Raw genomic sequence first — 12,743 nt, forward strand, 5'->3', positions numbered from 1 at the left:
AGCTGTGAGTGACCGGGTGCTCAGGGGCCACGAGCCTCCAGACAGGTGTACAACTATCTTGTTCCTTGTCCTCTGCCCTCGTCGTAAGGCGGAGTCGGTAGGTCCCAGACGGCGTCAAACCGGCTGATGATTCCGCGGAGTTCGCGGGCGCTTCGAGGCGATACGGCCCGCATCACGGTGTCGAGGAGAGCGCGGGCTTCGAGAGGGTTGCCGCAGCGGTACCAGTGCACATTGCCCCACTCGTAGTCGTGCCACAGATCGCGCTCGGGCCGGTGGACGTAGTCCTTCCAGAGGCGCACAGCCGCACCAACGTCGCCTGGCTGCAGATAGTTACGAGTGTGCTCAAGGCGGATGATCTCGGTCAGTGCACGCGAAGACAGGCCGTCGATGACGGGTCTTGCGCCTGATCTCCGCTGTCGGCGGGGGAGGCCGGGCCGCATGTGTCCTTGGCGCCTACGCGGCATGGACCTTTCGGTTCGTCGTCATGCCGTACATGGTGTCACGACCGCGAACGGCGTCTCGAACGGATTTGCTCGCGTGGGATTTGCCGGACAGGCGGGCGGCCCGGCCTGTCCAAGGTCTGCCGGCCTCCGGATCGAGCGACGGCCTTCCTCGGGTTGCGCAGCCCCCGCCAGGTTGGCGGGGGCTGGTCTGGCGTTGAGGCGAACCGGCCCGCGGCTATTCGTCGAGGCTGGGCGGACAGTTTTTCTGAGGGACTGGGCGGGTGAATTGGGTGTCGGTGCCGTGAACGCGGTCACCGTCGCCGCCGTAGAGGACCAGGAAGTCGCGGCTGTCGGTGCAGATGACGTAGACGGTTGCACCGCCGCGGATCCACAGGCGCTTGGACCAGCCCTTCGGGGTGTAGACGCGCGCATCGGCGGTTCCCAGGACGACCTTCTCCACGCTGCCCGTAGCTGTGGAGAACGGGCGGGGATAGTTCACGTAGGCCCGCTCAGCATCTGCACGCAGCGAGGGTGCAACGAAGGAAACGTCTCTGCGGTCCGGAGCTGGCCCACTGATGCGCGCGGGAGCGGACGGCCCGGCCGGCTCGCAGTACAGTGCCGCCGGTGAGGCGCAGGCCTCAACGGGCGGGTGGTCGGCCTGTGTGGGACCGGGTCGTACCGCCGCGAGTCCGAGCAGGCTGCTCGCCATTGCTGCGAGCGAAGCCGCCACCACGAGCGCCGTCCGCAGGGGGCGTCGGCGCGGACGTACTGGTGACGGGGGCAGTTCAGCGGACGGCTGCCCTGCCGCCAGGCACTTGTTGATCCACTCGGGCTTCCGTCCGGCGGCCAGGGCGCCTTCCTCCCAGCGGGCTTCGTACCACTCCAGAAGCTGGAGGGGATTGAGCGCCTGGTGGACGCAGCGCACTCGGTCCCAGCGGGGGTAGTCGCCCACACCGCGCAGCAGCTCCGACACTTTCCCCTTCGTGGTGTAGGACTTGTCCGCCAGTTCCTCGCAGGACCATTTGCTGTCGAGGAACGAGGTGCGCAGCGGCAGCAGCCATGCACGGTGTTCCGGGCCCGTCGCGTCGCTGATCCGGCCCAGAGACGGGCCGGGGCGCCCTCGTGCGGCGGCTCGCGCCGGGGCGTTCATGCGGCTTGCCTTTCGCCGTTGCCCTCGTTGTCGTGAACCTGCGCGCCCGTGCCGTCACCGAGGGTCGGGGAAAGGGGAATGGCCGCGGAAGACGCGGAGCCGGGGGCATCGCCGCGGTCGGTCAGCAGCTGCACGCTCAAGAGAATCGCCAGATTCAGGCTGCCAACTGCAGCGGCGGGCTCACCCAGGCAGAACATGGCGATCGCGAGGCCGAGGGCCAAGCCGATGGCCGTGGCGGTGAGAGTTTTACGCAGGGTCAACAAGTCCTCCGTGTGGTGCGTTGCTCTGTGTCCTGCGGAACGGTGACCCGGAATCGCCATTGCCAAGTGTGACCTGATGGCGACCCGCAGTAACCAGTAGCAGGATTCCGTGCCGCCCGGAGCGCTGGAAGCTCGAACCGGGAAAGCGGAACGATCACCGAAGGGCCGCAAGGCTGTCCCAGCAGCTCAGAACCCCTTTCCGGGAAAGTTCCGGGTTTCGTCTCGTACTCCGTATGTAGGAATCGGCTGAGGCGCTCCGGGAGTGCTCTCTCTTGATCTCCGCCGGGTGGATCCGACCGGCCTTCCATCCGTAGCCCCGGCTGCCGACTGCTGCCAGAACCAGCCGCGCCTTCTGCTCACCTGGTCCCCGGCGTCGCCGGCACGGGCCTTGTGCGGGCCAGTTGTCCGCATTCACTGCAGGACCCCGAACTGACCGGGATGGCCCGCCAACAGCTCAGCGAGTTCATCGACGCGCTGACTCCCGCACCAGAGGTTCAACGCGAGCGAATGCTCCGCACCCGTCGCGGTGGAAGTCCCCCGTAACATCTCCCGTCCCCCAAGCGTGTTCATGTCGAAGGCCTGCGAGCGAGCGGGAAGCTCGGGCGCACCACCGATCCGGGGGACCGGGAACGATGATGAGACAGCCGGATGACACGGAGTCGTTCCTCGACGACTCCCACGGCTTCGACGCGTTCTACACCAGCACGGCCAAGCGGCTGGTCGCCACGGTCTATGCGATGACCGGGGATCTGACGGAGGCGGAGGACGCGGTGCAGGAGGCGTACGTACGCGCCTGGCAACGCTGGCCGCAGCTGATCCGTGACGGTGACCCGCTGCCGTGGGTGCGTACGGTCGCGATGCGCCTCGCGATCAGCACCTGGCGCCGGACACGCGGGCGGCTGCGGGCCCAATTCCGGCACGGCCCGCCGACGGACGTGCCCGAACTCTCGGCAGACCGGGTGGCGTTGGTGGCGGCCTTGCGCGAACTCGGCCCGGACCAGCGCCAGGCGGTGATTCTGCACCACTTGCTGGATCTCCCGGTGGAACAGGTGGCCCGAGAGATCGGCGCGTCCAGCGGGGCTGTCCGCACCCGGCTCAGCCGGGCACGCAAACTCCTCGGAGAGCGGCTCGCCGAGGTCGATTCCACTCTCACCGCCAAGGGGGTTGCCGTTCATGACTGACGTCGAGGAACTGCTGGACGAGACGGTGCTGCGGCTGCCGTCGGCGGCGGAGGTACGCGCACGGGGGACCCGGCGCCGCACCCGGCGCCGGACGACCGCGGCGGTCGCGGCCGTGGTGGCGGTCGCGCTGGGCGCGGTGCTGGCCGTGCTGCCGGGAGACAAGACGCGGACGGCCCGCCCGCCGAGCACGCCTACGGTCTCGCCGACCGCGGAGCGGGCGTACGACTTCCAGTACGACAACCCGTACAACAAGAACGGAAAGATCAGGCTCTGGGGCCTCAACCGATTCGCTACACCCGTTGAGGCCGGGTGGGAGACGGACCGGAAGCCCATGGACGAGCCCCTGCCGTCGCTGGCCTTCGACCTGCCCTGCGCGTCCGCCCGTGCGGACGGACGGTTCCAGCAGCGCTGGACCGCCTCCTTCCACGCCGACAACGGGGCAGTGGTTCGCCATCGCTACATGGAATACGACACAAGGGCCCATGCAGGCCGACAACTCGTGACCCTCCGCAGCCAACTCGCGGTGTGCGACGTACGACCGAGAATCTGGCTGCCCGGCAAGGTCGAATACCAGGGTGTCGACAAAAAGGGACGGCACTTCGACCTCATCATCGAGTACGGCGAACGCTGGATCTCGGTGATCGAACGATCGAACTGGCTGACGTGGGAGAAGCCCAACTCGTGACGGCTGCCGGTGCCCCACAGAGGTCGGAGTCTTGGCTGGGGAGGGCCGCGGATTGCACGGCACCCATCGGCAACGAAAGGGCAGCCGACTTCGTTGGCGGCCCATCAAGAAGGATCGAGGTTGGGCAGGCGAGCTTGGCAACGGGCGTGCGCCCGCCGTAAGCATGGCCTGTGAGTGAGTGTCAATCATTTCGATCCTCGCCGAAATGATTGGCGTTTCCAGGCGCGTCGGCAAATGATTTCTCTTCAGGTAGACCTGAAGCGCGAAAGAGTACGGAAAGACGCGCCACGGATCGACGGGAAAACCCATCCTGGACGGGCACCACTGGACGGGTTGTCACACAAACGCGGGGGAGAAGCTTGTGACCGAGTGGATATTGGCATTCGACGCCGACTGCCGATTCTGCGAAGAAGTGGTGGATCGGGTTCGCGTGTCCGTCGACGGCACGTTGACCACCGCGGGCCTCACGGAACCCCGTATTCGCAGCCTGCGCACGCGTGCCCTGGGGGAAGGAGCAGCCTGGGCCCCGACCCTGCTGGCGGTCAACGGCGACCAGGTGCGGGCCTGGACCGGAACCGCGCTGTCCCTCCGCCTGGCGCGGCTGTTGGGGCCGTCGGACTCGCTGCGGGTGGTGCGTGCGCTCCGCGACCTCGATGTGCTGCGGCCCCCGAGCCGTCGAGGAATCCTCAAGGCCGTGCCGGGGCTGGCCCTGGGAACGTTCCTGGTCACCGGAGGTCTCGCAACCTCACCCGCGCAGGCTGTGACCCGCGCCAAGGGCAGCAAGGCGTCGCGATGGGTGAAGGCCAACGTCGACCGGCTGCCCGCCGACTACTCCGAGTTCGCCTCCTACCCCGCGGACTATCGGCGCGCCATTTACGGCGCGCTGTCCGCTTCGGCTCGAAGTGATCTGTGGGTGGCGCACTTCGCGAACTACCGGAAGACACACCCCGGTCTGTCGGCCGAGCAGTCCACCGTCCTGGACGACGCGACGCGGCTGGCACCGCGGATCATCGCGGGGCGCCAGCAGGAAGCAGCCGTCGAAGGGCTGGAGACGGCGGCTGTGGCGGCGTTCGGCGAGACCGGGGCACAGGCGGTTCTCATGACGCTGGGCCCTGCCGACACGCAAGGCGCGGCACCTCGCAGCGATCAGAGCATCCAGGTCATGGACTGCAATTCCCAGTGCGCGGGGAGCGGAAGCTGCAACATGGTGTGCTACTCCCATCCGTGGTGGTGCAACTGGACCGATTACGGCTGCGGTCCACTGTGGCTGGGACCGTGCAGCGGGGTTTGTGCCCCCTGAGAGGGCATCCCTCCACGGAGCGCGCGCGTTCCTGTCTTGCGCGGGCAGTGATGGGGGGGCGACTGGAGCGGTCGTACATGTCGGCCCATCCCTGCAGCCAGTAACGGTCGGCCCACGTGCTGGCGGTGGCGTGGCTGACCTGGAACCGTTCGGCTGCCCGGCGCAGCCGCCGGCTGTCCTCGACCACGCACCAGGCCAGACGCAGTCCGCCGGTCGGTATCAGCAGGGCATTGCGGTGGCACATGAGGGCCTCCTGCGGTCGGCGGGCGATGTCGCAATCCCCACCGAATCCAGAAGGCCCTCACCCACGCAAGACCCGCGTGCCGTCACCAACGTGCCCGAACAGCACACCTAAGGGCGTCGAGTGCGACCGGATTGGGCCACGTGCGACGGTCAGCGGCGAGGCGGGAAACGACCGCCCAGTCTCCGCGGGCACGACTCTTCCCAGGTTCTCTCCGGCACCGCCATCGGGAAGTGGACGTGCGCCTCGGCACGATCGGTACACCCGGCAGCCTTGGCCATACGTTACGGGCGTCGCGGCACCAACGCCGCGCACATGAAGGCCGAGAACCTCGGACCTGAAGGTCGAGGCCCTCGGACCGGTCCGCGTCAACGCACGGTCGACGTACGGCTGTTCCTTACCTCACGGGCGTCCTGCGTGACTTCTCCAGGCGCGGTGTCGGCTGAACCTCCGGAGCTGGCGTTGCGTATCAATCCCAGAGGGACAGCTCAGGTCTCTGCCACGGGACGGAAGGAGAGCGCCATGCCCACACCGCCCGAGTCCGGCTCACCGGACGACCGCCCCGCGCTGGAGCCCATCCGCGTGCTCCGACCGCGCCGCACCGACGCGTTGGCTCAACTGCTCGACGAGATACGCCAGGACAAGGATTACCGCAGCCACGAGACCGCGGCCGCACCTGTCCCACACACCCGGACCGGGGGCGAGACAGCGGAACTCCCGCCTGTCCCCGGCGGCAGTACGAGGGAACTCCCCGCACTCGACAGCGACGCCGGCCCGCCGCCCGTAGGCCGCCCGCGCCTCGGGCCCGGACAGCGCCGGGCGGCCGTGGTGATCACGGTCGTCGCGGCGGCCGTCGTCGGTTTCGGCTGCGCTCTCCTGATCCCCAGCGATACCGACGCCACCCCGGCCGCACCCTCCGCGGGCACGTCGACCGCCCCGAGCGCGGTCGGGGCCGTCGACATCCTGACCAACCCCGGCTTCGAGTCGGGCAGCCTCGCGCCGTGGACCTGCACCGGCAACCCGGGTTCGGCCGTCTCCTCTCCCGTCCACGCGGGCTCCAAGGCCCTCCAGGGGACGGTGAGTTCGAGCGACAACGCACAGTGCGACCAGACCGTCGCGGTCCGGCCGAACACCACCTACTCACTCAGCGGCTGGATCCGCGGCTCCCACGTCTACCTGGGCGTGAACGGTGGCGCCTCCACCTGGACCACTTCCCCCTCCGAGTACAGCCCACTGACCGTCTCCTTCACTACAGGCGCCTCCCAGACCAGCGCGACAATCTACGTCCACGGCTGGTACGCACAGGGCAGGTACTACGCCGACGACATCACCCTGGTCGGGCCTGGTGGCGGCGGTGGCGCCTAACAGCAGGCGTGTGCGTCGGGCGCAGCCCGGCATGCCGGATGCTCTCTGGTCCGTCTTCGGTGACAGCGCGGGCTTGTATGCAGTGATGGCGCAGGAAAAGGAGTACCTCAGCCTGCTCCTCCGGGCCGTGGGTGTCGAACCACTCGATGCCCACTGACATCGGGCGCAGGCCTTGGGCGAGTTCGTTGAGGATGACGTCTCGCTCCGTCATGATCGGCTCCCGCAGTCGAGCGAGGCGAAGATCTCAGCGGTCTCGTCGACGAAAGCGCAGAGTCGCTGCACGGCCTGCCGGCAGTTGTGCGGGCCGAGGGCCGCCACGACGCGGACTTCGAGCCATCGGTCCCAGGGGCCGCCCGGGGCCAGGAACCGTGTTGTGTGGTCAGAGCCGAGAGCCCCATCGAGGTATAGAAGCGTGCCAAGGACGACTGCCTGGTCGTAGTCGAGGTCGGGGCGCGACAGGTAGTGATCAAGGTATGCGCTGAGTAGTGCGGCATCCGCTGCACTGCCGAACTTCGCAAGGGCGACGCAGTATGCCGCCCCCGCATATGGCCCCTCGCTGGCCAGTAGGAGCCGGCCGATGAGGTCGCGGAACTCGGTCCTGTGGGCCACGGCAACCAGCCAGGCGGCCGTCTTGCGCTCGCGCCACCCGCCCTCGAAGAGGATGCCGAGCTCCGCCGGAGTGATGTCGTAGGCGGCCTGAGCCAGGTCCCGCACGAACGTGGAGCGCTCGACCGAACTCAGCCGAAGAAGGCCCCCGCCCAGCCGGAGGTACCGCCGGTCAGGCGTGACGAACCGCCGAACCAGATCCTGCAACTCGGGATCGCTCTGGACATCACGCATAGCCGCATCCTGGCCCGGGACGGTACGCATGTGCCACAGGTTTGCCGACTGCCTCGACGGACCGTAGTCAGTGGTTCGGAGAAGTCACCGGGCCAAAACTGATGGCGCCGGACCAGAGGGCTGGGGCATGGCAGACCTCCGCGAGTGCCCCGGGAACGTCAGTCGTGGGATCTCAAGTTCGGCTGCGCAAGCTCACTGCCCGCTTCATGTCGACTGCACTCTCCGTGTTCCTCGACGAACTCGCCCACCGCGCACGGCACATCGAACTGGCCGGCGAGCCCTGCCGCAGTACCTCCCACCTTGTCCGGGGTGACGTCACCCTGCCCGTCTCGCTCTCGACGCGCGCGGGTTAGTGGGTGGGCTAACCTGCGCGCATGTGCGGACAGTTCACCGGTTGGCCGGCGCAGGCCATGGATGTGTTGTGGCAGCTCCAGGGCGAACCAAGTCACGCGACCCGCGAGCGCTGCCGCGCGGACCGCGAACGCCTGGTGCGGCAGCCGATGATCGCCCTGCTCAACGAGGTCGCGGACACCGACCCCCGGTACGAGGACTTCTCCGTCTGGCACTACCGCACCGACTCCTGGTGGTGGCAGAACCAGAGCGCGGTGATCCGGCTCGGCCGCAAGATCGAGATCGGTCTCCGGTTCTCCTTGGACGGCCTGCGGATCCAGGGCGCCTGGTGGTACCCCGATCCCGGCCAGGTGGACATGTTCCGCAAAGCCGTGGCCTCAGAGGGGAGCGGCCGTGAACTGTCCGCCATCGTCGAGGACGTGCGGAAGAGGGGCTACGACATCTCAGGGGACGTGATGAAACGCCCCCCGCGCGGCTATCCGACCGACCACTCCCGTACGAACCTGCTGCGCCACCGTTCGCTGATCGCCGCCCGTCCCCTCGGCTGCGAGGAGTGGCTGCACACCCCCGAGGCGGTCGACCGGGTCCTCTCGGCCGCCGCCGACCTGGATGCCCTGCTGACGTGGCTGGTCCGCCACGTGAAGTGCACCGCCTGACATCACGAGGACGCCACGCGCTCGGAAGGTGATGCGCACCTTCAACACCGACCGGTCGTCCATCGCCCAATAGCCGTCCGGCACCTCGGCCAAAGGGTTGGCACGGTCGAAGACGGGTCCCGGATTGTGCCAGAGGTGCCATCGGGTCCGGCAGATCCTACTGCTCGGCGCCGATCTGGACAGCCGGGCCTTCCGGATGGAGTGGCCCGAGGGTACCCGGCCGTTCGAGCGCGCTGGTTTGCGAGTTGGGCGGGTCGAAGTTCGTGACCCTGCGGCCGCGTTGGATGCCAGTCGTGACGGCGAGGCGGCCTGGTAGGGCGCTCGGCGAGGGTGTCGTGCAACGTCTTGCGAAGTTGCGGCGAGCAGCGTTCGACTGCGATGGCCTCCAAAGTGCCGCCCCAGCACGGGTGGTCCCGGTCCGGGACGTGGTCCAACAGCTTGGTGAGTTGTCCTCTGAGGTGACCGGCGGGCAGGCGCAGGCAGTGTCTGGCCGTGACCAGCAGGGTGGGCACGGCGGTGGTGACGTACGCATGCTGCGGGACCTGTTCGGGTCCCGGATCCCCTGCACCGCACGGCGCCCGCGGCCGACGGCGCCCACTCCCTGGTCACCGGCCCGGCCGCGAACTACTCCTTCGAGACGGGCGGACCCGTACGCACTCGGGATCTCCTGAACCTGTGATCGCGGGGCACCCGGCACGCTCGGGGAGCACACCCGCGGTCGCCGCACTCCCCGCCCTCGGCCAACCGGCCCTAGGTCAACCCACCCTCGACCAAGGCACGACAGCCGGAACCATCACATCCGTATCGCCGCGGGTTCCTCGTGCGCACCGCGTCGAGGAGTCTCGCTCGTCTTGGGGGCGGGTCGCTGCTCCTCGTGCGACTCACAGGTCACCAGGAGACCGTTCGGCTTCTCGTTCCGGGTACAGCTGTCGGGGAGTTCAAGCAGGGGCTTGCCGTCTTCGAGCGCGGTGGAGTCGGGCGCAGCGATGTGATCCGCGGTGCGCACGTCGCCGTTCCGCGTTCCCAGGACGTACACGGTCCTGCCCTTCTTGAGGTCTGCCTTCGTGCCGTCCGCCCCGGAGTGGATCTCGGTTGCCTCGTCGAGTTTCCAGTTCCACGTGACGTCGCCCTTGCCGCGCACCGTGATCCGGTCCCCGGTTTTCGCGGAGATCTCACCCAACTGCCAGGCGAGGAGCTCGGAGCCGCCGCTCTCTCGGGGAAGTGAGAACTCGCCGTGCAGACCTGATGATTCGTCCGAGTCCCCGGCGAGTCCGGCGAGTTCCGGGAGGAGACCGCGGTAGTCGAAATCGCCGGGCTCCTCGCCGGAGACCGACGCCGCGGCCGGGGCGGAACCGGGTGAACCGTCCGAGATGACGGACCCGACGAGGACTATCGCCGCGGCGATCAGCGCGCCCAACCCCAGAAAGACTCCCAGTCGTTTCACGATGGACGGCGACCTTTGCGTGGAGAGTTCGGATGGTAATGTCACTATCTGTACCTCTTCCTTGGTCTGGTGTCGTCCCTATTCTTGAGCGGTGGCTGCTAACACCCCCGTTACCAAGCGTGTTATCCCGCTGTAATGCCGGGTCTCCGGTATCGGTGCACGGTCGGGTACGGGACGGTCGCGCCGACTGCCGCTCGCGCCGAGTGTGTCGAAGGAGAAGGAGATGCGAGTCCTGATCGCCGAGGACGAAGAGGACCTCGTCGAAATACTCACTGAGGGGCTGCGCCGAGAGGGCATGGCCGTGGACGCCACCCTCGACGGAACCACCGCGACGGAACTCCTTGCCGTCAACAGCTACCACGTCCTGATCCTCGACCGGGATCTTCCGGGCGTACACGGCGACGAGATCTGCCGCAGGCTCGTCGCTGACGGTTCGGAGACACGCATCCTCATGCTGACGGCTTCCGTCAGCACCCATGACCGGGTGGCCGGACTGACCCTGGGTGCCGACGACTATCTCGCAAAGCCGTTCGCCTTCGCCGAACTGGTGGCCCGCGTACGGGCGTTGGCGCGCCGTGCCCAGCCGCCGATCCCCCCGCTGCTGACCCACGCTGATCTGACACTCGATCCGGCCCGGCGGATAGTCGAGCGGGACGGACGTCGCATACCCCTCACCCCCAAGGAGTTTGCCGTCCTGGAGACCCTGCTCTCGGCCCGAGGCGCCGCTATCAGCAACGAGGAACTGTTGGAGCGTGCGTGGGACGCCCATGCCGATCCGTTCACGAACACCGCGCGCGTCACCATGGTGCGATTACGGCGCAAGCTCGGCCCCCCGCCTCTGATCGACACTGTCCCGGGTGCTGGTTATCGCATGACGGATGTGGGCGAATGACTCTGCGACTGCGGTTGACCGCCCTTTACAGCGCCCTGTTTCTCCTCGCCGGCTGCGCACTGCTCGCGATCACCTATCTGCTCGTGGCCCGAGCCCTGCCCGAGCAGTCGTTGCTGAGCCGGGGTCCGGTCGACTACTCCGGTGCCGGGGGACCGTTGCGGCTGGAACTGCCCCCCGCCTTCCGCGAGACGCTCGACGAGGAGGCCGCGCGACAACGGTCGACGGCGCTTCACCAGTTGCTGGTGCAGTCCGCTCTGGGACTGGCCCTCACGGCTGTGATGGCAGTCCTCCTGGGCTGGCTGATGGCCGGCCGGGTCCTTCGTCCGCTGCGTCACGTCACCGACGCAGCGCACCGGTTGTCACCCGACAACCTGTACGAACGGGTCGAACTCGACCGTCCGGACGACGAGTTCAAGGAGCTGGCCGAGACCATCAACGCGATGCTCGCCAGGCTCGAGGCAGGCTTCGCCTTCCAGCGCCGGTTCGCCGCGACGGCCTCCCACGAACTCCGGACGCCGCTGACCGTCCAGCGGTCGGCGGCGGAGGTGGCACTGGCCGATCCTGAGCCATCGGTGGCGTCGCTGCGCCGGATGGCGGGGAAGATCCTGAAGGCGACGGAACGTCAGGAGGGCATCATCGACAGTCTCCTGGTCCTCGCCCGCAGCCAGGAGGGCATCGTCCACCCGGCCCCGGTCGACCTGGCCAAGGTGGCCGGTACGGCGATCGACGACGTCACATCGGACAGCGACGGCAACGGCGTCAGCGTCACTCGCGATCTGCGGCCGGCCCTCGCGCTGGGAGACCAGCCGCTGCTCGAACGCCTGGTCGCCAACCTGGTCGACAACGCCGTCAAGCACAATGTGCCGGGCGGTTGGACCCGGGTGCGTACGGTCGCGAGCCAGGGCCATGCCGTGGTGGAGGTGGTCAACAGCGGCCCGTATGTCCCCCCGTCGGTCGTCGCGAGCCTCTTCGAGCCGTTCCGGCGGCATGGCGACAGCCGCAGTGGTCCGCGCAAGGGGGTCGGTCTGGGACTGGCCATCGTCGCCGCCATCACCTCGACCCACCGAGGCTGGATCACCACACAATCACGCGCCGACGGGGGCCTCCAGATCTCAGTGGGACTGCCCATGCCGCCGCCTGGGAGGGGCCCGGCCTGACTGGATGGGGCGGCGGACCGTTCACGCCTCCCGGAGCACGAAGACACCCCATCCGAGGTGACGCCGCCCATGAGCCAGGTGGCCGCGCCGGGCGTTGTCCAGGAACCGCCGTACCAGGGGAGCGTCCTCGTCGTGCGGGTGAGCACGGAGCCACTCCGAGAGCGTCCACCACTGGGCGGCGATGTACCGGTCCCAGCTGTGCTCGTCGGCGAGCGCCATCTCCACCAACTGCATGCCCGCCGACTCGAACCGGTCCATGGTGCCGACCAGCGAGGTGAACTCGTCCGGCTCGCATCCCAGGGCTTCGTACGCCTCTTCCGGCGGTGGCTCCTTCCAGTACGGCTCGCCGAGCAGCATCAGGCCGTGCGGGCGCAGGGCCGGACGCAGTGTCTTGACCATCCCGGAGACGCCGCCCGCGATCCAGCTCGCGCCGATGCACGAGACCACGTCATACACGGGCTCCGCGGGGACGCGTCCGGCGTCTGCGACCTCGAACCGCACCCGTTCGGACACGCCCAGTTCCGCCGCGCGGGCCCTGGCGTCGGCGATGAACTCCTCGTTGTTGTCCACACCGAGACCGCTGATGCCGAAGTGTGCCGCCCAGCGTGCGGCCATCTCTCCCTTGCCGCAGGCCAGGTCGAACTGGCGCTGCCCTTCACGAAGTCGGCAGATCTCACCGAGTTGCATGAGCTGGTCCTCGGTGAACGGATTGAGGATGCGTCCGGTTGCCAGCAACCGGGCGAACCGGTCTCGTGTCATCCCCATGCGCGAGGTTCCT

The 12,743-nt window shown here is 68.1% G+C and carries 13 protein-coding genes and 3 pseudogenes; 9 read left to right on the plus strand and 7 right to left on the minus strand.

Annotated features, from left to right (window positions below; all coding sequences use genetic code 11):
- Positions 1 to 678 precede the first annotated feature (678 nt).
- Entirely contained in the window at positions 679 to 1,593 is a 915-nt protein-coding gene (locus tag JEQ17_RS47165) for a hypothetical protein (RefSeq protein ID WP_200401089.1), read from the minus strand.
- A complete protein-coding gene (locus JEQ17_RS47170; protein ID WP_200401090.1) occupies positions 1,590 to 1,853 on the minus strand; it encodes a hypothetical protein in 264 nt (87 codons plus the stop codon). The genes JEQ17_RS47165 and JEQ17_RS47170 overlap by 4 nt, the downstream gene beginning before the upstream one ends.
- Positions 1,854 to 2,488: 635 nt before the next feature.
- Here JEQ17_RS47170 and JEQ17_RS47175 point away from each other — a divergent pair.
- The 3 genes from JEQ17_RS47175 to JEQ17_RS47185 all read left to right on the plus strand — a co-directional run bounded on the left by JEQ17_RS47175 (position 2,489) and on the right by JEQ17_RS47185 (position 5,019).
- A complete protein-coding gene (locus JEQ17_RS47175) occupies positions 2,489 to 3,034 on the plus strand; it encodes a SigE family RNA polymerase sigma factor (RefSeq protein WP_200401091.1) in 546 nt (181 codons plus the stop codon).
- On the plus strand, positions 3,027 to 3,719 hold the full coding sequence (locus JEQ17_RS47180; protein WP_200401092.1) for a hypothetical protein: 693 nt from the start codon (positions 3,027 to 3,029) through the stop codon (positions 3,717 to 3,719). Before JEQ17_RS47175 ends, JEQ17_RS47180 begins: the two co-directional genes overlap by 8 nt.
- A gap of 430 nt (positions 3,720 to 4,149) precedes the next feature.
- A complete protein-coding gene (locus JEQ17_RS47185) occupies positions 4,150 to 5,019 on the plus strand; it encodes a bacteriocin fulvocin C-related protein (RefSeq protein WP_200401093.1) in 870 nt (289 codons plus the stop codon).
- 14 nt (positions 5,020 to 5,033) lie between these two features.
- Here the strand turns inward: JEQ17_RS47185 and JEQ17_RS50315 are convergent.
- Positions 5,034 to 5,263, minus strand: a pseudogene (locus JEQ17_RS50315) (leucine zipper domain-containing protein); the annotation flags it as partial.
- 954 nt (positions 5,264 to 6,217) lie between these two features.
- Here JEQ17_RS50315 and JEQ17_RS50320 point away from each other — a divergent pair.
- Positions 6,218 to 6,619, plus strand: a pseudogene (locus JEQ17_RS50320) (carbohydrate binding domain-containing protein); the annotation flags it as partial.
- On the opposite strand, the gene JEQ17_RS50325 reads toward JEQ17_RS50320, so the two are convergent.
- On the minus strand, positions 6,588 to 6,836 hold the full coding sequence (locus JEQ17_RS50325; RefSeq protein ID WP_325176320.1) for a DUF5958 family protein: 249 nt from the start codon (positions 6,834 to 6,836) through the stop codon (positions 6,588 to 6,590). The pseudogene JEQ17_RS50320 and the gene JEQ17_RS50325 overlap by 32 nt on opposite strands.
- On the minus strand, positions 6,833 to 7,495 hold the full coding sequence (locus tag JEQ17_RS47195) for a DUF6000 family protein (protein WP_234048651.1): 663 nt from the start codon (positions 7,493 to 7,495) through the stop codon (positions 6,833 to 6,835). Before JEQ17_RS47195 ends, JEQ17_RS50325 begins: the two co-directional genes overlap by 4 nt.
- 176 nt (positions 7,496 to 7,671) lie before the next feature.
- On the opposite strand from JEQ17_RS47195, the gene JEQ17_RS47200 reads away from it, so the two are divergent.
- The 3 genes and pseudogenes from JEQ17_RS47200 to JEQ17_RS50330 form a co-directional block, all read left to right on the plus strand.
- Positions 7,672 to 7,818, plus strand: coding sequence for a hypothetical protein (locus tag JEQ17_RS47200; RefSeq protein ID WP_200401095.1), 147 nt, complete (start codon positions 7,672 to 7,674; stop codon positions 7,816 to 7,818).
- A gap of 21 nt (positions 7,819 to 7,839) precedes the next feature.
- Positions 7,840 to 8,472 (plus strand): DUF2461 family protein, encoded by a 633-nt coding sequence (locus JEQ17_RS47205; RefSeq protein ID WP_234048652.1) that lies wholly within the window; start codon positions 7,840 to 7,842, stop codon positions 8,470 to 8,472.
- Positions 8,473 to 8,617: 145 nt separating this feature from the next.
- Positions 8,618 to 8,701: pseudogene (locus JEQ17_RS50330) on the plus strand (class I SAM-dependent methyltransferase); the annotation flags it as partial.
- A 564-nt stretch (positions 8,702 to 9,265) separates the two neighbouring features.
- Here JEQ17_RS50330 and JEQ17_RS47215 read toward each other — a convergent pair.
- Positions 9,266 to 9,916, minus strand: a complete 651-nt coding sequence (locus JEQ17_RS47215) for a hypothetical protein (RefSeq protein WP_200401097.1) — start codon at positions 9,914 to 9,916, stop codon at positions 9,266 to 9,268.
- 223 nt (positions 9,917 to 10,139) lie between these two features.
- Between JEQ17_RS47215 and JEQ17_RS47220 the strand changes: the two genes are divergently transcribed.
- Together JEQ17_RS47220 and JEQ17_RS47225 are read left to right on the plus strand one after the other, a co-directional pair.
- Positions 10,140 to 10,808: a response regulator transcription factor gene (locus JEQ17_RS47220; RefSeq protein WP_200401098.1), complete on the plus strand. Its 669-nt coding sequence runs from the start codon at positions 10,140 to 10,142 to the stop codon at positions 10,806 to 10,808.
- Entirely contained in the window at positions 10,805 to 11,965 is a 1,161-nt protein-coding gene (locus tag JEQ17_RS47225) for a sensor histidine kinase (protein WP_200401099.1), read from the plus strand. The genes JEQ17_RS47220 and JEQ17_RS47225 overlap by 4 nt, the downstream gene beginning before the upstream one ends.
- Before the next feature lie 21 nt (positions 11,966 to 11,986).
- On the opposite strand, the gene JEQ17_RS47230 is transcribed toward JEQ17_RS47225, so the two are convergent.
- Positions 11,987 to 12,730, minus strand: coding sequence for an SAM-dependent methyltransferase (locus JEQ17_RS47230; protein WP_200401100.1), 744 nt, complete (start codon positions 12,728 to 12,730; stop codon positions 11,987 to 11,989).
- Positions 12,731 to 12,743: the final 13 nt, after the last annotated feature.

The sequence above is a fragment of the Streptomyces liliifuscus genome (assembly GCF_016598615.1).
Lineage (GTDB): Bacteria > Actinomycetota > Actinomycetes > Streptomycetales > Streptomycetaceae > Streptomyces > Streptomyces liliifuscus.